17 protein-coding genes are annotated in these 22,594 nt (G+C 40.8%); 12 read left to right on the forward strand and 5 right to left on the reverse strand.

Annotated elements, in window-relative coordinates:
* The first annotated feature begins 6 nt into the window (after positions 1-6).
* The 6 genes from LBYS_RS14730 (at position 7) to LBYS_RS14755 (ending at position 7,400) form a co-directional block, all read left to right on the forward strand.
* Complete coding sequence (locus LBYS_RS14730) at positions 7-1,614, forward strand: RagB/SusD family nutrient uptake outer membrane protein (RefSeq protein WP_013409642.1); 1,608 nt, start codon at positions 7-9, stop codon at positions 1,612-1,614.
* A 12-nt stretch (positions 1,615-1,626) separates the two neighbouring features.
* Positions 1,627-3,585, forward strand: a complete 1,959-nt coding sequence (locus tag LBYS_RS14735; RefSeq protein ID WP_013409643.1) for a hypothetical protein — start codon at positions 1,627-1,629, stop codon at positions 3,583-3,585.
* A gap of 30 nt (positions 3,586-3,615) precedes the next feature.
* Complete coding sequence (locus tag LBYS_RS14740; RefSeq protein WP_013409644.1) at positions 3,616-5,274, forward strand: cellulase family glycosylhydrolase; 1,659 nt, start codon at positions 3,616-3,618, stop codon at positions 5,272-5,274.
* A gap of 68 nt (positions 5,275-5,342) precedes the next feature.
* Positions 5,343-6,575 carry an ornithine--oxo-acid transaminase gene (gene rocD / locus LBYS_RS14745; protein WP_013409645.1) on the forward strand — a complete coding sequence of 411 codons (1,233 nt, stop codon included), beginning with the start codon at positions 5,343-5,345 and terminating at the stop codon, positions 6,573-6,575.
* Between the two features lie 19 nt (positions 6,576-6,594).
* Entirely contained in the window at positions 6,595-6,894 is a 300-nt protein-coding gene (gene trxA / locus LBYS_RS14750; protein ID WP_013409646.1) for a thioredoxin, read from the forward strand.
* Positions 6,891-7,400, forward strand: a complete 510-nt coding sequence (locus tag LBYS_RS14755; RefSeq protein WP_013409647.1) for a TlpA family protein disulfide reductase — start codon at positions 6,891-6,893, stop codon at positions 7,398-7,400. Before trxA ends, LBYS_RS14755 begins: the two co-directional genes overlap by 4 nt.
* Here LBYS_RS14755 and LBYS_RS14760 read toward each other — a convergent pair whose 3' ends face one another.
* Positions 7,401-10,010 carry a T9SS type B sorting domain-containing protein gene (locus LBYS_RS14760; protein ID WP_013409648.1) on the reverse strand — a complete coding sequence of 870 codons (2,610 nt, stop codon included), beginning with the start codon at positions 10,008-10,010 and terminating at the stop codon, positions 7,401-7,403.
* Between the two features lie 166 nt (positions 10,011-10,176).
* Here LBYS_RS14760 and LBYS_RS14765 point away from each other — a divergent pair, with 166 nt between their 5' ends.
* The 3 genes from LBYS_RS14765 to LBYS_RS14775 all read left to right on the forward strand — a co-directional run bounded on the left by LBYS_RS14765 (position 10,177) and on the right by LBYS_RS14775 (position 15,470).
* Complete coding sequence (locus tag LBYS_RS14765; protein ID WP_013409649.1) at positions 10,177-11,208, forward strand: PorP/SprF family type IX secretion system membrane protein; 1,032 nt, start codon at positions 10,177-10,179, stop codon at positions 11,206-11,208.
* Between the two features lie 60 nt (positions 11,209-11,268).
* Positions 11,269-13,230: a protein-disulfide reductase DsbD family protein gene (locus LBYS_RS14770; RefSeq protein ID WP_013409650.1), complete on the forward strand. Its 1,962-nt coding sequence runs from the start codon at positions 11,269-11,271 to the stop codon at positions 13,228-13,230.
* A gap of 104 nt (positions 13,231-13,334) precedes the next feature.
* Positions 13,335-15,470, forward strand: a complete 2,136-nt coding sequence (locus tag LBYS_RS14775; RefSeq protein WP_187287899.1) for an FUSC family protein — start codon at positions 13,335-13,337, stop codon at positions 15,468-15,470.
* Here the strand turns inward: LBYS_RS14775 and LBYS_RS14780 are convergent.
* The 4 genes from LBYS_RS14780 to purB all read right to left on the reverse strand — a co-directional run bounded on the left by LBYS_RS14780 (position 15,459) and on the right by purB (position 19,423).
* Positions 15,459-16,187, reverse strand: coding sequence for a LytR/AlgR family response regulator transcription factor (locus LBYS_RS14780; protein ID WP_013409652.1), 729 nt, complete (start codon positions 16,185-16,187; stop codon positions 15,459-15,461). The genes LBYS_RS14775 and LBYS_RS14780 overlap by 12 nt on opposite strands.
* A complete protein-coding gene (locus tag LBYS_RS18435) occupies positions 16,177-17,232 on the reverse strand; it encodes a sensor histidine kinase (protein ID WP_013409653.1) in 1,056 nt (351 codons plus the stop codon). The genes LBYS_RS14780 and LBYS_RS18435 overlap by 11 nt, the downstream gene beginning before the upstream one ends.
* A gap of 2 nt (positions 17,233-17,234) precedes the next feature.
* On the reverse strand, positions 17,235-17,939 hold the full coding sequence (locus LBYS_RS14790) for a LiaI-LiaF-like domain-containing protein (protein ID WP_013409654.1): 705 nt from the start codon (positions 17,937-17,939) through the stop codon (positions 17,235-17,237).
* A 140-nt stretch (positions 17,940-18,079) separates the two neighbouring features.
* A complete protein-coding gene (gene purB, locus LBYS_RS14795; protein WP_013409655.1) occupies positions 18,080-19,423 on the reverse strand; it encodes an adenylosuccinate lyase in 1,344 nt (447 codons plus the stop codon).
* Positions 19,424-19,491: 68 nt separating this feature from the next.
* On the opposite strand from purB, the gene LBYS_RS14800 reads away from it, so the two are divergent.
* Genes LBYS_RS14800 through LBYS_RS18440 form a run of 3 tightly spaced genes read left to right on the forward strand, consistent with a single transcriptional unit; the run spans position 19,492 to position 22,548 of the window.
* Entirely contained in the window at positions 19,492-20,190 is a 699-nt protein-coding gene (locus LBYS_RS14800; protein WP_013409656.1) for an MIP/aquaporin family protein, read from the forward strand.
* A 12-nt stretch (positions 20,191-20,202) separates the two neighbouring features.
* Positions 20,203-22,092, forward strand: a complete 1,890-nt coding sequence (locus tag LBYS_RS14805) for an acetoacetate--CoA ligase (RefSeq protein WP_013409657.1) — start codon at positions 20,203-20,205, stop codon at positions 22,090-22,092.
* Between the two features lie 33 nt (positions 22,093-22,125).
* The gene (locus LBYS_RS18440; RefSeq protein WP_013409658.1) at positions 22,126-22,548 is read left to right on the forward strand and encodes a hypothetical protein; all 423 of its coding nucleotides are present in this window, start codon (positions 22,126-22,128) and stop codon (positions 22,546-22,548) included.
* Positions 22,549-22,594 lie beyond the last annotated feature (46 nt).

Consider the following 22,594-nt stretch of genomic DNA (forward strand, 5'->3'; position numbering starts at 1 on the left):
GTAAGCATGAAAAAGGTTTTGATTTATATAAGTACGGCACTTTTTTGGGGATGTACAGAAAACTTTCTGGATGTAGACCCCATGACTAGTGTGCTGGATAACAATTTCTACAAGACCGTCGCAGATGCGGAAATGGCATTAATTGGGTGCTACGACGGCTTTCAAAGAACGTCCTCTAATGGCAATATGTCATTTTATGTGACATCCGAAGTCTTATCGGATAATACATTCGGTGCTACTGGCAATACAGACGGTAGGGCTTACCAAGCTATAGATAGATTTGACATTAGTCAAAGTCCTTCTGACAACAATATTTTCAACGGGACCTGGGCAGATTATTATGCTGGAATCTTCCGTTGTAATACCTTATTGCAAAAGTTGAATGGGATAGATTTTGGTTCAGATGCGGCCAGAAAAAATAGAATAGAAGGAGAAGCACGTTTCCTTAGAGCCATTCAGTACTTTGATTTGGTTAGGCTTTTTGAGAAAATTCCTTTACTGACAGAACCAACTACTGATAATATTCCTCAGGCAGATCCCACAGCAGTTTATCAGCTGATCGTGGAAGACCTCAAGTTTGCGGCCTCAAATATTCCTTCGAATGCCTATCCAAAGTCAGAAGCTGCAAGTAATGATGGAAGAGTAACTCCACATGCCGCGAAAGCACTTCTTGGCAGGGTCTACCTTTTTTACACCGGTTATTACGGAAAGGATGATCTGGGTGTGAGTAAATCTGAGGTTCTGACCGGATTAGAGGAGATCATCAGCAGTGGTGAATTTGGACTCGTTGAAGAATATAAATCCTTGTGGCCGGCGGCCTCCTACCTTCCTAATGCAGCAAATAATACCTTAGATAAATCCGGATATGCCGGCATGGGCAACAAGGAGACGGTATTTGCACAGAAGTTTAATAATACCCAAAATTACAATGGTATGGTAGATGGTAATAGATGGCTGGTTATGATGGGAATGAGAAATACGAATTATGCTCCTTACGGGAAAGGATGGGGAGCGTGTACCGTAAATCCGCGTTTGGTGAATTCATTTGATGTTAATGACAAAAGAAAAGTTGCATCCATCATCGATCTAGAAAAGGAGGGTATAGCTAGCAGTTTTGATATCAAAGACCAAAGGGAATACACTGGATATAGTAATAAGAAGTATACTCCTACCGCTTTGCCTGACGGCACTTCAGATACGGGGGGAAGTAATGATTTCCAGATATCGCAAGATCAGGATTTTGTAGTGATTAGATACGCTGATGTATTATTAATGGCGGCAGAGTTAGGCTCAGCTAATGCTCAGAACTACTTTGATGCTGTTCGTGCTCGTGCCGGCTTAAGTACTAAACCCGTTACAAAGGAAAATATCTGGGAAGAGAGAAAATTTGAGTTCGCATTCGAAGGAATCAGATACTGGGATTTATTACGTCAAGGTTTGCAAGTGGCATCTGCAACGATAGCACAGACGCAAAATGTACTAAGTGGAAATGCAGCAGATCAAGTGATCATCAAGGCCGAAAATATCACCAAGACCAGAGGTTTTATGCAGATTCCTAACACTCAAATCACCCTTTCTAAAGGAGTTTTGGTTCAAAACCCCGGTTGGAATTAAACCTTAAATAAGATGAAACGTATTCTGAATAGATTTCTAAGTGTAATAGCAGGGATCAGCCTCCTGATCTCCTGCGCCCCAGATGAATTTTTCCTGGGAAGTGTAGATGTAAAACCGAGCGATTTAGTGCCGGGAATAGCGTTTAAGATTGAGCCAGATGCTCAAAATCCGAACATTATCCATCTCAGGAGTTTGATGGATAAAAAGTATACCCCATTGTGGGATCATCCCCAAGGTAGGAGCCAAAGTGCAGACGTTACGTTGAAGATACCCTTTCCCGGGACATACTCGGTGAAATTTGGTGTACAGACCAGGGGCGGAGTAGTGTATGGAGAACCGGCTACTTTTAGTGTGCAAAGCTTCTACGCTCCCTTTGTTCAAGATGAAATGTGGGAAATGCTTTCAGGTGGGGTCGATCAAGAAAAGACCTGGTATTTGGATTTAGATGAAAATGGCTTGAGTCGTCATTTTCTAGGACCACTATATTTCTATGGAACAGACAATGGATGGCTAGGCGACTGTATGAAAGAAGGAGGCGACTGCTGGAACTGGAATCCTGATTTTAAAGGCAACTCATGGCTGATGAATACAGCGGATTTTGGTTCAATGACCTTTGACTTAAAAGGGGGGGCTCATGTGAAGGTGGAGCACAAAACTATCTCCTCAAGAGGTACAGAAACTGGTACTTATATGTTAGATACAGAGAATAAGACCATGCGGATTACTGACGCCTCACCTTTGCACGACAGTGGTAGAGATAAAGTGGTTATAGATTGGGGAAATATAAAAATCCTTTCCCTGACAAAAGATCATATGCAGTTAGCCGTTCTAAGAGATCCTGTATTATCTGGTGAAGGAGCTTGTTTGCTAGTTTACAATTATATTTCCAAAGAATTCAAGGAAAATTGGACTCCTGGAGTAGAAGTAGAACCTGAACCGCCTTATATGGGTAACGCAAATGAAGACTTGACTACTTCAACCACAACGACGAAGAAATGGATCCTGTCTACGGAAACTCCGTATAACTGGACCAACTTAGCCGGGGAATTCTTGAATCCATGGTCCACCGCTCAAGATTATCAAAATACAGGTTGGGCACCCTATAATATTAATACCATCAAGAATATTTCTTTGACCCTAAGTAAAACAGGTGCAAAAGAAGGCAATTATATTTTTACAGATGGAAGCGGAAAGCCTATTGCAGGAGTTTATAGTGTTGATGATAAGAATAATCTTCATTTTGATAAAGCCATTTCATTCACCATTGCTGATTGGGTATCCCTAAGTACAACTTCAGAGAAGACCTTGAGAGTAATAAGGTCAGAAGTTGACGCCTCCGGAAATATGGTTGGCATCTGGCTAGGTGCCCGGGATGCTGTTAAAGATGAGTACCTGGCTTATCACTTCTTGCCTAGCGGAGCTAGTAGCGCTGATCCTTTGGCGGCGTGGAGAGCTGCATTAGTGGGTAAAACTTTTGTTCCAGATACCAACTGGTTCGTAGATTGGGTGGAATTTCCCCCCACCTTCAAAGGGGGCTGGACTAGTTCATCTACTTTCGGTAATGATTTTACTTCTAATGGCTGGGTTTGGGATGAAAAAGTTAAAAGCGTAGCTGAAAGTGCCTCTCTAACCTTTCGTACTGATGGAGATGAAATAAAGGTGGATGTAAAGCAGAAAAAGGATGGACTGGATTATACTGCCTCTGGAACAGTTAAAATAGATCCTGATAAAAATATCCTGACTATAAGTGTTCCTCTGGTGGACTATGCGGGGACAGCGGCAAATTGGCTACCAACTACAAATACAAAAAGTATCAGTGGAAGCAAAAATGACTGGTATTTCGTGTCTCATGGAGGATCAAATCTATCTAACATAGATTCAGAGGGGATATGGTTAGGGGTAATTTCAAACTCCATTGCTTCCGGAGATACAAAAGATGAGGTTTTGATTTTCCATTTTATTAAGAAATAAAAGGAGGAGGCCTAGCCTCCTCTAATGAGTATGCGCATCATAATTGTTATCTTCTTGTTCCTACTATCCTGTAAAGAAAATCAGGATCCTGAGGTAGAATTAGTTATTTCTCAGGAAAGCATGGAAGTGCCTTCTTCTGCCACTTTACAAAACTTTTACGTAAAAGCCAGCCAACCATTCGAAGTGATATCGGAAGTGGACTGGATACTGGTAGATGGAGGAAGCAGAGCACAAGGAACGGTAAAAATAGATGTGGAAATAAAGGATAATGTTAATAATTCGGTTAGGATTGGAAAAGTGATAGTAAAGTCTGGACCAAAACAAATTTCTATCACTTTCCATCAATCCGGTGCACCTAAATTTAATTTAGAGACTAAGGCGATATGGGCTAAGGCTCAGGGTGGAGAGTTTGAGGTAAAGATGGAAGCATCAGCACCTGTCACCTATAAAGATCTACCTACATGGATAAAAGTGGAGGGACAGAAGTGGTTTATTGTGGAGAATCCAGGAATATATTCCAGAGAAGCTAAAGTGAAGGTGATCATGGGTTATGTGGAAGAGATTCTGGATGTAAAGCAGGATGGTCTGCCTAGAAATGTACCTGAGACCCAGATTGGTGTAGAGAAAGATGCCATGTCATTAAGTAAGGAAATTAAAGTGGGGTGGAACTTGGGCAATAGCTTAGAAGCTTGCTCTGATCCACTGACCGCTAGTGAAACTTTATGGGGAAACCCCGCTACCCGTAAAGAGTTGATAGATCTGGTGAAGAAATCAGGGTTTAATGCCATCAGGATTCCATGCGCTTGGAGTGGATACATTGAGGACAGAACTACCCACCGTATCAAGACAGAGTGGTTACTAAGGGTTAGAGAGGTGGTGGATTATTGTATAGAAAATCAAATGTATGTCATTCTCAATATTCACTGGGATGGGGGGTGGCTTGAAAATCATCCGTATTATGTAAAACAGGAAGAGGTGAATCAGAAGCAAAGAGCACTTTGGGAGCAAATAGCTGTGGCCTTCAGAGAATATGATGAACACCTCCTTTTCGCCGGAACTAATGAAGTGCATGCGGATTATAACAGACCTAGCAAGGAACATATTGAGGTGCAAATGTCCTATAATCAAACCTTTGTAGATGCTGTCCGCGCAACAGGCGGAAAAAATGCCTGGAGAAATCTGGTGGTACAAGGTTATAATACTAACATTGATTATACGGTAGAATCCTTGGCCTTACCTAAGGATACTAAAGAAAATAGATTATTTGTTGAAGTGCATTATTATGATCCATACGACTTTTCCTTAGATAATAGTGCGACAAGTAAATACCTCTGGGGATCTGAATTTCAAGGAAAATCAGGCGTCTCTACTTGGGGGCAGGAAGAATATTTGGATGCCAAATTTAAAATGATGTATGAGCGTTTTGTAGGGAAGGGAATTCCAGTGGTACTCGGAGAATATGCAGCTACCTATAGGTCGACTCTGCCTGAGCCCGCTCTTTCTGAGCATAATAAATCAAGAAATTCCTATGTAAAAGCAGTCACAGCTTCAGCAAAGAAGTATGGGATGATTCCCTTCTACTGGGACAATGGAGGGCTTGGAAATAATTCCTCCGGAATATTTGACAGAAGCAGTTATCAAGTAGTTCACAAAGAGATTCTTATGTCCATAATGCAAGGTGCGGAATAAGTTATTCGCTTTTACGTAATTTGGAAGATTCTGGCCAAAAGCCTAAATTGTGAAAAATCAGTAAAGGTATGGCAAGTTCTACATCTCATTATATAGCGCTGGAAGAGAAATATGGCGCACATAATTATCATCCACTTCCTGTAGTCTTAGAAAGAGGGGAAGGCGTTTTTCTATGGGATGTAGAAGGAAAACGGTATTATGATTTTTTGTCGGCTTATTCTGCCGTTAACCAAGGACATTGTCACCCTCGTCTTATTAAAGCTTTAACTGAGCAAGCCAGTAAACTCACGCTTACTTCAAGGGCCTTTCATAGCGCACCACTAGGTGATTTTGAGCAATTTATCACAGGACTATTTGGGTACGATAAGGTATTGATGATGAATACCGGAGTGGAGGCAGTGGAGACCGCATTAAAGTTGTGTAGGAAATGGGGATATGAGAAGAAGGGGATTCCTGAGGGGAAGGCAAAGGTTTTGTTTGCCAAAGAGAACTTTCACGGTAGAACTACCGGTATTATTTCTGCGTCCAATGATCCAAGCAGTACCACGGGCTTTGGGCCTTTTTTACCCGGAATAGAAACCATAGAGTATGATAATGTAGAGGCTTTAGAAAATGCACTTATCTCTGATCCTTTTATCGCCGGTTTTATTGTAGAGCCTATCCAGGGAGAGGCCGGTGTTAAAGTGCCTAAAGGTGGGTATTTGTCCAAAGTAACCCGACTTTGTAAGGCAGCTCGTGTGTTATTTGTAGCTGACGAAATTCAAACCGGTATAGGTAGGACCGGAAAAATGCTTTGTGTAGATCATGAGGGTTTGCGTCCTGATATTTTGATCTTGGGGAAAGCCCTTTCCGGAGGTATTATGCCCGTATCGGCGGTATTGGCTGATGATGACATCATGTTAACCATCAAGCCAGGCGAACATGGTTCTACCTACGGGGGGAATCCCCTGGCCTGTGCTGTAGCAAAAGAAGCATTACAAATTATACTCGACGAAAACCTTCCGGAAAAAGCTTTTCATCTGGGTGAGATCTTCCGAGAAAAACTTAGGGAGATCAACAGTAGTTTAGTGAAGGAAATTCGTGGGAAAGGTTTATTGAACGCCATAGAATTGAGTTCTGGAGAAGAGTCTACTTTAGGCTGGGATATCTGTGTGGCATTAAAGGATAGAGGATTACTAGCTAAGCCTACACACGGAAATAAGATCCGTTTTGCTCCACCATTAGTGATTTCAGAAGGCCAACTTTTAGATTGTATTCAAATTATATCACAGACCTTGAGATACTTTGAACCTAAAGCTTAAAAGGTATTGTTATATATATATGAACTCATTTTTTCAAAAGATCAATAGCGAGCAGTTAACACTGGTGGATTTTTACGCTACCTGGTGTGGACCTTGTAAAACCATGGCTCCCATTCTGAGTGATTTGAAGAAGAAGGTAGGAGACGCTGCTACGATTTTAAAGGTAGATGTTGATGCTAATCCGGCTATTTCTCAGCAATATAGGATTCAGGGAGTTCCTACTTTGATACTCTTTAAGAAAGGTCAAATACTGTGGAGGCAGTCAGGTGTGGTAGCCTTACCTCAACTAGAACATATCATTCATCAATATCAAGCATGAAAAAACTAATTCTCCTAGCCTTATTATTTAATTCCTGTATTTCAAAACAAGACCAAACCCAAGAAACTGATACAGAAAAGGTAGCTAGTACTGAACATGATCTAAGTTTTACGAAGTTGGATGGATCTAAAGTCCAACTGGCCTCTTTAAAAGGCAAGGTAGTTTTAATCAACTTCTGGGCCACCTGGTGTCCTCCATGTATAAGGGAGATGCCTTCACTTCAGAGCTTGTATGAGAAATATCGTCAAAACCCGAATGTGGAATTCTTAGTGGTGGAGGTAGATAACAAACCGGAACTGGCTAAAAGATTTATAGAAGACAAAGGATATACTTTCCCGGTGTATAGTCCGGATGATATCTTACCTGAAACCCTACTAGGACAAGCTATCCCCACTACCGTAGTATTAGATAAAGCGGGAGAGATTGTCATACGTCATGAAGGCATGTCTGATTTTATGGCTGATGATTTCTTGAACCGCTGGGAAGGCATTTTAGCCAAGCCATGATTATTGGGTCAAAACTAATACTGACCCAACTTTCTTCTGTTCGCCCAAATGCGGGAAATCACGTGCATAGTATTTGAGTACATATGCATATAGTTGAGGTGAATAGATTTTTCCTTTAAAGGATCCATCCCATTCTTTGGTTAGATCATCTGTTTCATATACCTGTTCTCCCCATCTGTTAAAGATTTGAAGTACAGGTCGTTCTATGAAGTGATGAATGACCTTCAGCGTTTCATTTTCAATAGGTCCTTGTCCATCAGGTGTGATGGCTGTAGGTATTTCTATAATAGGTTCACAGCCTTGTTCTAACTTTATATTACGAGATACCATGCAGTTGTAATTGTTAGTAACTTCAAATATAAAGTTTTGGGCAGTGTAAAATAACTGATCTTTTTCGTAGGGATCGTGATTTGGAGGACCTAATAGAACTCCAGCTCCTGTATACCATGCATAGGTAAAGGATTCCCCTCCAGATACTTCAGGTTGAACTAATTTGCCGTTATAGGGAGGTTCAACACATACAAAAAGGGGTTCAGCTATACGCACATTTGGAGAAGGTTTGATATAGATTCTACCTTTAAATTCTATTTCTGTACAAAAGTCATTAAGAAGATTCCCCGTTAGGCCTCCTGTATTATTGTTTAAAGTGCTTCCGGCTTGAGTCTCTCTATAGATGCGCACTTTCATTTTGATGTCATGCCATCCTATCCTTGAAAAGGTATGTGAAACTTCTTTGCCCTTATATTTTTTCCCTTCTACTTCCCACTCCACATCATTTTTCATAGGACTACACACGTCTTGAGTATAGAGGCGGGTAGGCTGATTAAAACAATTCCCTACGTAATTTGCTTCAAGTCCATCGCTTTGTTGGTCTTGCTCAGCACCAACTACATTAGGAAACCCTAGACGTGTGGTGCCAGGTACTCGTACCCCGGGGTGTGCACTATTGGGAGCCCAAGTAAAGGCAGAGGCAGCTCCGGGTTCATCCGGTTCCTGGAAATAATGGATGGTGTTTTGTCCGTCTATGGTTAAATAGACCAGTTTTTCTCCTGCCCCATATTTTGGTCCTAGGGCAAGAGCCCCGAAAATCTCAGGTCTTTCTATAATTAATGTGCCGGTTTCCGCATTTATGTCCACTTGCCATAATTGAGAATTGATCGTTCCGTCACCTTGTAAGCTGACATAAAGGAATTGGCCATTAGGACTAAAAGCTAAGCCGTAAATGGTAGGTGGTGCCGGCACATTTAGGTTAATTTCTTTGATAAATGCTGTCTGGTTAGTTGCCGGATCTCTACTGAATATTTGCACTACATTTTGTCCGTCTTTAACTAGACCGTGCGCCATTTGGTCACCTGAGGAGGATACAGCCACGTAGCCCGAAGAAACCGTATTTGGAGCCGGAGGATTTACAGTGGGCAAGACGGAAATCAAGCCCAGAGAATCTACACCTATGGACTGGAATGTTCCCGCGTGAGGTACGTATACAGAAAGGAAATAGCTCAGGTTATCTGCACTTCTTTCGGCGTTTAGTTTGTCTGATACTTCTGCTGCCACCGGAACAGGTTCTCCTATGACCTCGCCTCTTCTATCCTGGGTTCTCATGTCTATGGTGAGATAGTTCAGTAAGCCCGTATTTTTGTCTACATAGAAGAGATAATAATTCACAAAATCACAGGAAGAACAGATGGGTTTGGGGACCAAGGCCAATCCCTGGGTTCCGGCCCTATCTTGTAGGGGATTTGTTCCTACAAAGGGTATTTCCTGGTCATCAACACCGGAATAAACCTTTTTGCCATCTGTGTATAGGGCTAGCTGTCCGGACTTATCAAAGACCATGGCAGAAGCTTCTTTGGCGCGTGATTCATTGATGGTATTGGGTACAGTAGGTGTAAAAATAGGATCTTCAAGCTCAGGTTGAGGATCTAAACTGCCTTCATCAGCTAAGGAGTCAATGGGAAGTTCGGTATAGCTTAGGTCAAATTCTATTCCGGACCCATCTCCAAAATACCATTTCTCAGATCCTCCACCAGAGGGATCCTGTTCCATACAAACCTTTACATTTACCTTCGCAGACCTTGAACATCCACTAATAGGGTCTATCACTTCTACACTATAACATCCTGGCTCGTCAACCTCTAGTGTAGAGGTAGTATCTCCGTTAGGAAACCACTTATAAGTTACTCCTGCGGGAGCTGATCTTCCTTTGTACGGATCAAGAGTAATTTTCTTTCCACCACAAATGGTGGTATCTAGGCTGGTTTTATTTTCAAATAGAGGTTGATTAGGGTAATAGGAAGTGACCACTTGCATACTCTTGCTCTCCTGAGAGCCATCTGCTTTTGTAACCGTGTAAGAAATGGTTTGAGAGCCTACGGCCGTGGGAATAAAAAATGCTGCACCGGAGTTAGCGGTATATCGAAAATCCCAAGTCCATTCTCTACCACCGGGGGTATGGTCAAACAGGAAGACATTCTCTGCACATCCTTGAGTTCCGTCATTCGGTAAGGCATCATTGGGGTTTTGTATGCAGGATTTACCTACATAGGTAAGCTGTGCAGAGGCATTTAGTCCCAGCAAAATCATCACCCCAATAAGTAAACACTTCCTCATAAAATATCTCTGATCTTACCTTAGTAAACGTAAAAATGCATATAAATGTGCAATGCTTTTTCCCTTGATTTTAGTTTTTTTAGCCGATAACTTAAATTTGCGCTAGGGCGGAAGCTTTCTGTGTTTATATTTGATGTAATCAAAGAGCGAGTTTAAGATAGGGGCTATGAAAAGATGGTGTTTCTTTTTTATGATACTGGTGCATACGGTAAGTGGGCAGGATCCCCAGTTTACCCAGTTTTATGCAGCCCCTATGTATCATAACCCTGCATTTACCGGTTCTGCGTACGCTCCCAGGGTGATGATGAACTACAGGAATCAATGGCCCTCTCTTAATGCTAACTTCATTACCACTCTTTTTACTGTAGATCATTATTTGGAAAAGGCCAATAGTGGTATAGGGCTTTCATTACTTTCTGATAAACAAGGGTATAATTTAACCAATACGGAAGTTCGCTTGCTGTATTCCTATGAATTGAATATCAACAGAGATAATGCCATACGTTTTGGTGTGAGCGGAGGGTATTCCTTTAGAGGTTTACAAACCAATGGGTTGATTTTTGGAGATCAATTAGCTAATAATGGTCAAGTGACAGGCGGTTCTGCCGATCCGGTAATCCGCGATAGAACTACCTCCATAAACACCTTAGATGTAGGGGCGGGGATATTATACTTTAATCCTAAATATTTCTTGGGAGTATCTGCCAATCACCTCACGGAACCTCAGCTAAGTTTTTACAGCGGGAACAATGGACAAATTCCTGCTTTACCAAGGCAGTACGTGGTGCACGGAGGATACAATTTTGATTTGAGTTATTTGATAACAGATAGTTATTCTGAAAGAGAAGTGACTATTACACCCACATTTTTATACAAGAAGCAAGGTCCTTATTCTCAATTGGATCTTGGAGCATACGTCACCTACACACCTTTAACTATAGGATTACAATACAGGGGTATACCATTGACAAAGGCCTTTAATAACTTCCCCAATCAAGATGCCATCTCAGGGGTGATTGGTGTAAGGTATGAGAATTTTTCATTTGGGTATAGCTACGATCTTACCGTTTCAGGATTGGGGACTCGATCAGGAGGTTCACATGAGATTTCCATTGCCTACCAATTGCCTCATGTGGAAGTAGATCGCAGACCTAAGCATAAGATCAGACGAAAAGCATTGTCTTGTCCTAAATTTTAAGGGGGCTTGCAATGTTTTTGGCTCAAGTATTGTTATAGTTAATAAGTATTTTAAACTTCCATGAGATTTTTTGTTGCCCTACTTTTCATCAGTTTTGCAAGTTTTGGCCAAGGTATACTTAAACCTACTGAATGGTCATATTCCATAAAACCTAAATCTGCGAAAGTAGGTGATGAAGTAGATATCATATTTAATGCTAAGATTCAGCAGGGATGGAAGATTTATGCGGCGGAGTCAGATCCGGACGCTGGTCCTATGAATCTGGAGTTCGCATTTAGTAAATTGCAGGGACTTCAATTAGTAGGAAGGCCAAAGCCTGCCAAGCCTGCAAAGAAGTTTTACGAAGAAGTCTGGGAAGCAGACGTACTGGTCTATTACAATGAAGCTACTTATATTCAAAAGGCAAAGATTACGGGTACGGATGTAAAATTGCATGCAGCTTTAAGGTTCCAAACCTGCCAAGACGATGGCGTATGTATACCGGGAGATGAGGAATACGATATTTCATTTAAAGCAGAGCCTGGAGTAGAAGTCAAGGACGTAGAAAAGGAGGAAGTTTCTGATACGGTAGCTACCCCAGAAGTAGTTGCAAGTTTAGATACCATTTCTGCTGAGCCTTTACAGGTTTTAACGGATATACCCGAAGCACCGGATAATAAAAGTGGGGGAATGTGGCAGTTTTTATTGGTAGCCTTCGGTGCCGGATTTGCCTCCATCTTTATGCCTTGTATCTACCCTATTATGCCTATGACGGTAAGTTTCTTTACCAAGCAGAAAGGGGGTAAGTTTAAGGCTATTTTTTATGGAATCTCCATCATGGTCATTTTTGCCCTCATGGGTTTGATCACCATGGCCTTGGGAGCTTCCTTCCTGAACGCTCTAAGTACACATTGGATTCCTAATTTGATTTTCTTCTTATTGTTCATTGCCTTCGGATTTGCGCTTTTAGGGGCATTTGAGATTGTATTACCTCATGGAGCGGTAAATAAGATTGACAGATTAGGAGATAAAGGAGGATTAATAGGGATCTTCTTCATGGCATTGACTTTAGTGGTTGTGTCCTTCAGTTGTACAGTACCTTTTGTGGGTTCCTTGCTGATTGGTGCAGCGGGTGGAGAGGTACTGAAACCGTTATATGGAATGCTGGCTTTTGGTTTGCCATTTGCATTGGTATTTGGAGGTTTAGCTATGTTTCCTCAGTTGTTGAAGAACCTTCCCAAGTCCGGAGGGTGGCTCAATGAACTTAAAGCTGTGTTTGGCTTTATGGAATTTGCGCTTGCTTTGAAATTCCTTAGCAATATAGATTTGGCATATCACTGGAATTTGATCCATAGAAATGTTTTCCTAGTGATCTGGATTTTGGTAGCCGTGATCATTGGCTTATATATACTAGGATTCATTCGTTTGTCGAAAGACGAAAAGGTGGAGAAATATGGTGCATTACGCGTATTTTTCGCTGTGGTATTCTTTGGGATAGCAGGATATATGCTTCCTGGTGTAACGAATAAGCCCTTATCTGCATTATCTGGAATCTTGCCTCCATTGCCTACTCAGACCAGTAGTGCAGTTGCACCTAAACCGGAGTTGATGAGAGCATTGCCTCATGGTCTTTGGGGCTTTAATGAAATTGAAGACGCATTAGCGCATTCTGCTGAAGTAGGTAAGCCCGTTTTGATCGATTTTACGGGATATGCCTGTGCCAATTGTAGGAAAATGGAGGAAAATGTATGGTCTAAGCCAGACATCTTAAAAAGTTTGAGTGAGGACTTCGTGATTGCGTCTCTTTATGTGGATGATAAGAAGGAACTACCTGTAGAGAGGCAATACGTCTCTACGTATGATAATAAATTGAAAGCTACCATAGGTGCTAAAAATCTGGATTTTCAGATGAGCAAGTACAATAGCAATGCTCAGCCTTACTACATTATTGTTGATGCTAAAGGAGAGATGATAACTCCTCCTGTGGCGTACACTAGTTATGAAGAATTTAAGGCATTTTTAGAAAGAGGGAAGAAGAATTAGGCTAATTTTGCAGGGTAGTTTCAATAGCCGTGCTGCATAGTGCCAACAAACACATACTTTCATTTGACTTTTTTAAGTCGGTAGTACTCTGCTTAATGTTAGGTGTGGCATTGGTATGGGGCTACTACACACATAACTACAAGGCCGTTTTTCCCATAAGTATTGGGGCATTATTTGCTTACTTTCCAAATATTGAAGGAAGCCAGAGGCATAGGGTGATAGGCATTATACTTGGTTTTGCCTGGAGTTTTCTCGTTCTAGCTATACATTTAGGTCTTTTTTATACTCCCGACTGGCTTCATTTCACGGTGATGATGATTTTCGTCTTCATCACTTCTATGTTAGCTGTATATGGTCTTCGAGGGGGGAATATTTCCTTTGGGGGATTATTTGCCATAGTATCCAGTTATGGTATTCATGCTTTTGGCTTTTCAAACATAGAAAGTCTGCTCTATGTTTTAGTAGGTGGGATTATTTACATCATTTTGTCAGGAATTAGTCAGTTCTTCTACCAAAGTCATCATATCCAAAGTATGTTGGCAGATTGTGTGGAACTGACGGCGGATTATTTTCGAAAGTTAGAGCAGCAGGTCTGGGATTCAGAGGATTTGGAAGCTGATATCTTACAGATTGAAAGTAAGCTCAATACTTTCCATGAAGTACTGAGGTCAGTGCTGTTGATCAAAGACGGTAGATTATTAACCTCCAATAAGATTCGTAGACAATACCTGATATTCAAGGAGGTTATAGATCTGTTTGAAACTACTCTGGCTGCAAGTCATGACTTGGAGCTAGCCAGAGAGCATTTTGATGGAACAGAACCTTTGGTTAAGCCTTACAGGGAGTTTACCCTTTTGATGGCTGCTGAGCTGGAGAGGCTGAGTGAATTGTTGAGATTGAATAGGAAGTTTACCTTAAATCCAGAACTACAAGAGAAATTATTACAAGCCGAAGAGAATTTAAAACCTCTGCTAAGAAGTAGGTCAAAGGAGGCGCATGACCGTCTTTTGATCTTAAGAACCCTGATAGATTTGAAGAATCGTCAGTTGAACCGTTTGAGTGTGATCAGCAAGCATTATGAAAATCTGATCTTTACGGATAAGATGGGAGCTCAGGGTGAAGCGAAGTTTATCACTACTCAAGATTATTCGTACAAGATTCTTCTCACTAACCTCAATTTTGATTCTGCCATATTTAAACATTCTATACGTTTATGTGTGGCCATAGGGATTTGTTTCCTTCTGCAGAACGTGATCAGTGATGATCATGCCTCTTGGATCATTGCTACCTGTATTGTGGTGCTTCGACCTAACTATGGATTAACAAGATCTAGGGCGTTTGATAGAATTGGAGGAACTCTGTTAGGAGGGGTCATTACTTTGTTGATAGTTTATATTACAGATTACCGGCCTGCACTTCTGGGATTGGCGGGGATTAGCATGACCTTAGGTTTTTCATATGTAGCAAGCAGATATTTTCTGGCTTCTACCTATATCACTTTGGCCATCATACTCCTATATGTAGCCTTTACAGGAAGGTCTTTTGATCTCATACTAGATAGGGTGTTTTTTACCTTCATAGGCTCATTGATTGCTTTATTTGTGATCTATTTCATATTTCCAGTCTGGGAGAAGGAAAACATATTTACGGCTATAAGGAAATCCATCAATGCGAACCGAAGGTACTTAACGGCCGTGAATAGGATTTATGAGACGAAAGAGGCAGTGGATACTGAATTTAAGTTGCTCAGAAAAGATGCCTTTGTGAAGAACGGCAACTTGTACGAAGCTTTTCAAAGGATGAAGGATGATCCCAAGTCAAAGCGAAGTTTATTGAGTAATACTTATGCATTGGTTTTGCTTTGTCATTCTATGTTAAAAGGAATTGCTGCGTACTCTACATATATTCAAAATCATCAAACTACACAGATGTCTGAAGAGTTTAAATCTGTGATGCGTTATATCATGGATCAATTACGTATGGCAGCGAATGTCATGGAAGGGATTGGTAATAATGTGCCGGCTGAAAAGGATCCTCTTCAAGCTTTGGAACAATTGGATAAGTATTATTACAATTTGGCAAAGCTCCACGAGTCAGAATTAGAGGATCAGATTCATGATACGGACACCAGTGCAAAACTACAAGAAGGCAGGATGATTTTAGATCAGGTAAAGGCTCTGAAGAGTTTGGCAGAGAATACCTATCAGATGAGTCAGTTGGTAAAGCAATTACCAGCCTAAATGATCCTTTAATAGTTTGTACCCTGTTTTACTTACTGCCAGTTTACCCCCACTTTTTAGCACCAGTAGATAGGATGATTTCTCATACAGCTCCAATTTCTGAATACAGGACGTGTTGACCAAGTATGAGCGATGTACTCTTAGAAAGTCTGCTCCAAGTACGTTCTCGAATTCTTTCATGGTTCTTTGTTTGAGGTACTTCCCGGATTCAGTGTGTATCCACACGTAATCTCCATAAGTCTCTATGTAGTGAATGTCCTGATAAGGGATCATTTCTATTTTAGTGCCATTTTTTATGACTACTCTTCTTGATCCTGCATCTTTCAATGGTATTTCAGGAATCTTAGGACTTTCATTTCTTTGCCATTTTTCTTTTGCTTTGTCCAAAGCCTTAAGAAGGCGATCTTTAGAATAGGGTTTTAATAGGTAGTCTACTGCATTCTTTTCAAAGGCTTCAATGGCGTATTGATCATAGGCGGTCGAGAAGATGGTAACAGGAGGCTTGGGTAATAATTCCAACATCTCCAGTCCTGTAAGTTTCGGCATTTGAATGTCCAGGAAAAGGAGGTCTGGCTGAAGATTTTGGATCAGTTTTAAACCTTCAAATCCATCAGCGGCTTCGCCAATTATCTCAATATCGTTCTGATCTTCTAGGAACTTTTTAATTAAAGTTCTAGCTAGTTCTTCGTCATCTATAATTAGGGTTTTAATTTTCATGAGTTTGAGCAGGGAGATTTAAGGTTACTTTAAAGCAATTCTCTAAGATTTCTGTGTCCATTAACGCGTTTTTATCGTAGAGTAGGTCTAGGCGGTCACGCACATTTTTTAACCCGGTACCTGTTCCTTTTTTTATTTGGGACTCCGGATCAAAGGTGTTTTCAATCTTAATGAGCAGTCGGTTATCTACTAAATCTGTAGAAAAGAATAGTGTCTCCGGTTTAAGAGAGTTGTATATTCCATGTTTCAAGGCGTTTTCAAATAGGGTTTGTAAAATCATGGCCGGAATGAGATAATCTTCAGTCCCTTCTGATTCTTTGATCTGCAAAATGATCTTATTTCCGAATCTTATCTTTTCTATATCTAAGTATGCTTTACACATTTCAAGTTCTTTCTTTAAGGTCACCTTCTGGATCTTTGTAGAAGATACGGTATACCTTAAAAAATCTGAAAGGCGAATGATCATCTCCTGGGCCTTTTCCGGATTCAGCAGGGTTAGGGAGCTGATGGAATTGAGGCTATTGAAGATGAAATGCGGATTCATTTGGGTCTTCAAGAGGTTGAGTTCAGCTTCTTTTACTATTTCCTGTAGTCTTCTCTCATTATCCATTTTTTCCTGAAAGGAGGTGTAGTAGGAATCCAGATACATAAAGGCCACGAAAAGAAGATAAGAAAATAAGCAGAGAATATTTCTTAGGGGTCTAATTCGTATTTTGTAATCCAGAAGGATATCATCTAGAACAATTCGATCAAAGATATTGCAGATGGTTATCCAAAGGAAGCTGAAGATGACCATATACATTAGGTGATTTGCTATGAACTGAATAGGTTTCTGCGTTTCCCATCTAAGATATCTTAATCCATACCACCCACTTAGAAGAATAGTGCCTAGGAATAAATTTTGGAACAAAGAACTGAAGCCTATCAGGAAAGGATGACTAGGGAAATCAGCTCTGAGAAAAACAAATTGAAAGACAGCCACCGCTATCCACAAGGAGAAGTAGATGAGCATTCGGTTTCTGTCTTTCAAAATGGGATGTTCCATGCTTAAACTCTTTTGATTTCTACACCACCCATTACCACATTACCACTGATCACAAGGGTTTTGTCTGTTTTTACTGTGTTTTCAGGGTACTTAGTGATCTTGTCTTCTGCACCACCTAATATAGGAAGTAGATCAAATTTTACGTTCCATTCTTTTGGAACTTTTAATCCTACTCCACCCATAAGGATGAATACTTTAAGTACTGCATTATCTGCAAGTTCAGCTTCTGTTAAGTCAATTTCAGATCCACCCATTACACAGTTGATATTACCACCTTTAAAGCCTTTAGTGAACATCTTCTTTGATGAACCCGCCAGGAAGTTGGATTCAGAAATGGTATTTTGGTCATAATCATCGTAAGTTGGACCGTAATTTTTGCAGGAATTAGGGAAGAATTTCTGAGATAAGATAGCGGCTCCTATTCCCACTAAAAGCAAAGGCCATAGCTTATAATATTGTTGTTTTTCTTCAGGGCTAAGGAAATCAGGAATGTAGAATATTATGGACACAGCCACACCTATTATGCCTGAAAAGTAGTCTTTCTTTAAAAGAGCGTTGATCCCGATGATCAAGGGAATTAATCTCCAACTGATGATTTTAACCGGAATGTTAAAATCCAGAAGACCAAAATTTCTCATTAAGAAGATTCCTCCTCCAGCTATGAAAATTAAGGCCCAGAAGTAGGTAGCATTGCTTTGGCTTTTCATAATTGTAAATTTTTTCTTCAAAATTATGCTAGTAGGAAAAGCCCGAACAGAGGTATTCGTTAAAGGTTAAGTAGTTTATCGATGAATGGAGGGATTTTACCGATAAAAGAAAGACCTGCCGGGAAGGCAGGTCTACATGTTTAAATTCCGGTATAGTTAAATGGAGTGATTTGCTTCAACTCATATTTTGTCTTTTCTGAGATCTTGAGGTCTTCAATGAAGGCTTTGATAGAGGCTTCTGTTACCTTTTCGTTCTTACGAGTAAGCTCTTTAAGCGCTTCGTATGGTTTAGGGAAACCTTCTCTTCTGAGGACTGTTTGAATAGCTTCTGCTACTACTGCCCAGTTTTCTTCTAAGTCATGCTGTATGGCAGTTGGATTTAATTCCAACTTATTCATACCTTTCAATAGGGATTTCAAGGCAATAAGGGTATGCGCTAAAGGCACTCCAATGTTTCTAAGAACAGTAGAATCTGTTAAATCTCTTTGCAAACGTGAGATAGGTAGTTTGGCTGAGAAATGCTCGAATAGGGCATTCGCAATACCTAAATTTCCTTCGGCATTTTCAAAGTCTATGGGATTAACCTTATGCGGCATGGCAGAAGAACCTACCTCTCCGGCTTTGATCTTTTGTTTGAAATAATTCATAGAAACGTATTGCCATACATCTCTAGCAAAGTCCAAAAGAATAGTATTTATACGTTTTAGATTATCAAAGTAAGCTGCCAGGAAATCGTAATGTTCGATCTGAGTGGTGGTTTGGCTTCTGTATAATCCTAGATTTTTATTGACAAAGTTATTTCCAAATGCTTTCCAGTCTATTTTGGGATAAGCTACATGGTGAGCATTGAAGTTTCCTGTGGCTCCTCCAAATTTGGCCGCATATTCTACATATTGTAGAAGGTTCCACTGCTTTTCTAATCTTTCCGCGAAAACCTGAATTTCCTTACCTAAGCGGGTAGGAGATGCGGGTTGTCCATGCGTACGTGCCAGCATGGAAACTTCCTTCCATTCTTCAACAAAGCTTTTTAGTTTATCAAGTACTTCAGTGAATGCCGGAGCTAAAACGGCTTCATGTGCTTCTTTCATGGAAAGAGGTATAGCCGTATTATTGATGTCTTGAGAGGTAAGTCCGAAATGGATGAATTCAGCATGTTCCGAAATTCCCATTGCTTCAAATTTGGACTTGATAAAATACTCTACCGCCTTAACGTCATGATTGGTGGTTTTTTCAATTTCCTTGATGGCCAGAGCGTCTTCTTCCGTAAAGTCCAAATAGATCTTTCTAAGTGTAGGGAAAAGGTCATGAGGGAAAGCCTTCAATTGCTCCAATGGAAGTTCACAAAGGGCTATGAAGTACTCAATTTCTACACGTACTCTATACTTGATTAAACCGAACTCTGAAAAATAATTTTTCAAGTCAGCGGACTGTCTGCTGTATCGTCCGTCTACCGGTGAAACGGCTGTTAAGGAATTTGAAGACATAAATTGGATATTAAGTTGCAAAATTACTAAATTGCTCCATAAAACAACCTTAAATTTACCTGACATTTATGCAAGCTTCTCCAATCCTGGGCGAGTTTCTAGGAACCTTTATTTTAATCTTCTTAGGTGAATCTGTAGTAGCAAATATTTTACTTAAAGGCACAAAGGGACAGAATGCCGGATTAATTCTTATCACCACTGCGTGGGGGCTTGCCGTAATGACTGGCATTTTTGTGGCTCAAAAGTTCGGCAGTGAAGACGCGCATTTGAATCCGGCGTTGACTTTGGCGTTTGCCTGGAAAAACGGGGAGTGGTCTCATGTTCCTTCTTATATTCTTGCCCAGTTTGCCGGTGCCTTTCTCGGTGCTGTTTCTACTTACCTTTTTTATTATCCTCACTGGGAAGTGACAGAAGATAAAGGCAATAAGCTTTCCGTTTTTGCTACTAGTCCGGCCATCAAACACGGACCTTCAAATTTTTATGCAGAGATGAGTGGAACCTTTGTGCTCATGGTAGGGGCGGGAAGTATCTATAGTACAGATGGTTCGGGGCTGAAGCCCTTTTTAGTAGGTATGCTTGTATTTGTTATAGGGAACGCATTAGGAGGAACCACAGGATATGCCATCAACCCGGCTAGGGATATTGCACCCCGTTTAGCTCATTTTCTTTTGCCTATAAAGGGGAAAGGAGGGAGTGAGTGGTCTTATGCCTGGGTTCCGTTATTCGGACCGATTGTCGGTGCTTTTCTAGGAATACTCTTATTTTAATCGCTAGTATAAATGAAACTTTGGACACCTTCAACAGACTACATTTCCAGGTCTGAAATGACCGCTTTTCAAAAGTTTGTAGAAAAGAAACATTCACTCACTTTTAATCATTATCAGGAGCTTCATGCTTGGTCTATCCAGTCTCCTGAGGATTTTTGGGCTGATATTTATGAATACTTTAAGGTAATTTCTAGTTCTGGTTACGAACATGTGATGAAAAGAGGGGAGCATCTTTTCATAGGTACTTCTTGGTTTAAAGGTGCAGAAATCTCTTATTCCGAGCATATTTTTAGGCAATATAGTCCTGATAGACCTGCTCTGATCTTTAAAAGTGAAACCACAGAAATAAGAGAGGTGAGTTGGCAAGAGTTAAAGCACATGGTCTTGGCCGTGCAAATCTACTTGAAGAGGAACGGAATAGGTGTAGGAGATAGGGTGGTGGGAGTGCTGAACAATACACCGGAGGCTTTAGCTATATTTTTAGCGGTAAATTCTGTAGGTGCTATATGGTCTTGTTGCTCTCCCGACTTTGGAGCAGACAGTATATTAGAGCGTTTTGAACAGATTTCTCCTAAAATGTTATTTGCCGATAAGGTTTATCATTACAATGGTAAGACCTTTAGAAAAAGTGCGATAATCAAGGAGCTGGCAGAGAAGATAGCCAGTATAGAAGATGTAGTTGTAGTTCAGGATCTAAAGTGGAGGTCAATCTTGGCACTTGCTCCGAAAAATGGAGAATTACAATTTGCCAGAGTGCCCTTTGATCATCCTATTTGGATTCTTTATTCTTCGGGTACAACGGGAAAGCCTAAAGCCATCACGCATAGTACTGGGGGGAATCTTTTGGAGCATTTTAAGGCTTTGGCCCTACATCAAAATGTACAAGAAGGAGACCGATTTATGTGGTATAGTACTACGGGATGGATGATGTGGAATTACGCAGTTAGTTCACTGTTATGTGGTGCTACTTTGTGTATCTATGAAGGATCTTTGTCTTACCCTTCTTTAGGGGCAGTTTGGAAATTTGCTCAGGAGGTTAAATTGGATCATTTTGGTGCTGGAGCTGCGTATTATATAACTTGTGCCAAGAGAGAGGTGCAATTTTCTTTGGATAAATTAAAAACCTTAGGTTCAACGGGCTCTCCTCTTCCACCTGAAACCTTTGAATGGTTACAAAGGAAGCTTCCTGAAACACAAATCATCTCATTGAGTGGTGGGACAGATGTATGTTCAGCATTCCTGACGGGATGTCCAAGCTTAGAGGTACATTCCGGAGAGATTCAGTGTGTTTCCTTAGGTTCAGATATAGAAGCTTGGAATGACGAGGGGCAGGGAGTTAAAAATGAAGTAGGGGAACTGGTGATTAAGTTGCCCATGCCTTCCATGCCTTTGTATTTCTGGAATGACGAGGGAAATGTGAAGTATCTGGAATCTTATTTCGAAAAGTATCCCGGGGTTTGGTGTCATGGAGACTGGATAAAGTTTACGGAGAATGGAGGAGTGATCATTTATGGTAGGTCTGATGCGACACTAAACAGAGGGGGGGTAAGAATTGGAACTGCTGAAATATACAATGCCATAGAAGACCTAGTTCAGGATAGTTTAGTGGTATGTATAGAACAGAAAGATGGTAGTTCTCAAATGCATTTGTATGTAAAGGTGGAAGGGAAATTAAGTGCAAAGTTGGAGAAAGATATCAAAAGCAGGTTAAAGACCAGATATACTCCTAGGCATGTGCCTGATAAGATCTTGCAAGTACCTGATATACCTTATACCTGGAGTGGGAAAAAGATGGAGCTGCCGGTGAAGAAGATATTGATGGGTTATAATAAAGAAAAAGCAGTTAGTATTGATGCAGTTAGAAATCCGGAGTCTTTGGATTTTTGGTTGACTTTGGTATGATTTTAGCATAGACCAATGAAAAAAAACTTATATATGAGAAAGATCTGGATAGGGGCATTAGTAGTAGTCTTTACTGCCTGCCAGAAAAAGGCGGAGGAAAACACTTCCCAACCAAGCGCTATAGAAAGCTCTACTGCTAGTAACTTTTCTGACGCTCCCACTACCTACACTACGGCTAATCCGGTTCAGCCAGGAGTTAAGTTAAATCCTCCTCACGGTGAGCCAGGACATATTTGTGAAATAGCAGTAGGAGCGCCATTACCTCAAGTGGGCGAATTACCTGAACCTGTGCAGGAGATCCCGGATAGGCCTACACCTGTGATGCCTGCCAGTACCTCTATATTGAATCAACCCATCAATACTTCTGTACCTGTAGGTCCTAAGCCTCAGTTTAATCCGCCGCACGGTCAGCCTTGGCATACCTGCGATTTGGAAGTTGGGGCACCATTAAAATAAAGGTTTTCTGTAGGACTGTCTGCTATATTTTCATAAAATAGCCGTA

The sequence above is a fragment of the Leadbetterella byssophila DSM 17132 genome (assembly GCF_000166395.1).
Taxonomy (GTDB): Bacteria; Bacteroidota; Bacteroidia; order Cytophagales; family Spirosomataceae; genus Leadbetterella; species Leadbetterella byssophila.

What these genes read in the sequence shown, in the direction of transcription:
- LBYS_RS18440 (WP_013409658.1), top strand. Translation starts at nt 22,126, where the DNA reads ATGAGAAAGATCTGGATAGGGGCATTAGTAGTAGTCTTTACTGCCTGC.
- LBYS_RS14805 (WP_013409657.1), top strand. Translation starts at nt 20,203, where the DNA reads ATGAAACTTTGGACACCTTCAACAGACTACATTTCCAGGTCTGAAATG.
- LBYS_RS14765 (WP_013409649.1), top strand. Translation starts at nt 10,177, where the DNA reads ATGAAAAGATGGTGTTTCTTTTTTATGATACTGGTGCATACGGTAAGT.
- rocD (WP_013409645.1), top strand. Translation starts at nt 5,343, where the DNA reads ATGGCAAGTTCTACATCTCATTATATAGCGCTGGAAGAGAAATATGGC.
- LBYS_RS14800 (WP_013409656.1), top strand. Translation starts at nt 19,492, where the DNA reads ATGCAAGCTTCTCCAATCCTGGGCGAGTTTCTAGGAACCTTTATTTTA.
- LBYS_RS18435 (WP_013409653.1), bottom strand. Translation starts at nt 17,232, where the DNA reads ATGGAACATCCCATTTTGAAAGACAGAAACCGAATGCTCATCTACTTC.
- purB (WP_013409655.1), bottom strand. Translation starts at nt 19,423, where the DNA reads ATGTCTTCAAATTCCTTAACAGCCGTTTCACCGGTAGACGGACGATAC.
- LBYS_RS14730 (WP_013409642.1), top strand. Translation starts at nt 7, where the DNA reads ATGAAAAAGGTTTTGATTTATATAAGTACGGCACTTTTTTGGGGATGT.
- LBYS_RS14740 (WP_013409644.1), top strand. Translation starts at nt 3,616, where the DNA reads ATGCGCATCATAATTGTTATCTTCTTGTTCCTACTATCCTGTAAAGAA.
- LBYS_RS14780 (WP_013409652.1), bottom strand. Translation starts at nt 16,187, where the DNA reads ATGAAAATTAAAACCCTAATTATAGATGACGAAGAACTAGCTAGAACT.
- LBYS_RS14770 (WP_013409650.1), top strand. Translation starts at nt 11,269, where the DNA reads ATGAGATTTTTTGTTGCCCTACTTTTCATCAGTTTTGCAAGTTTTGGC.
- LBYS_RS14760 (WP_013409648.1), bottom strand. Translation starts at nt 10,010, where the DNA reads ATGAGGAAGTGTTTACTTATTGGGGTGATGATTTTGCTGGGACTAAAT.
- LBYS_RS14735 (WP_013409643.1), top strand. Translation starts at nt 1,627, where the DNA reads ATGAAACGTATTCTGAATAGATTTCTAAGTGTAATAGCAGGGATCAGC.
- LBYS_RS14755 (WP_013409647.1), top strand. Translation starts at nt 6,891, where the DNA reads ATGAAAAAACTAATTCTCCTAGCCTTATTATTTAATTCCTGTATTTCA.
- trxA (WP_013409646.1), top strand. Translation starts at nt 6,595, where the DNA reads ATGAACTCATTTTTTCAAAAGATCAATAGCGAGCAGTTAACACTGGTG.
- LBYS_RS14790 (WP_013409654.1), bottom strand. Translation starts at nt 17,939, where the DNA reads ATGAAAAGCCAAAGCAATGCTACCTACTTCTGGGCCTTAATTTTCATA.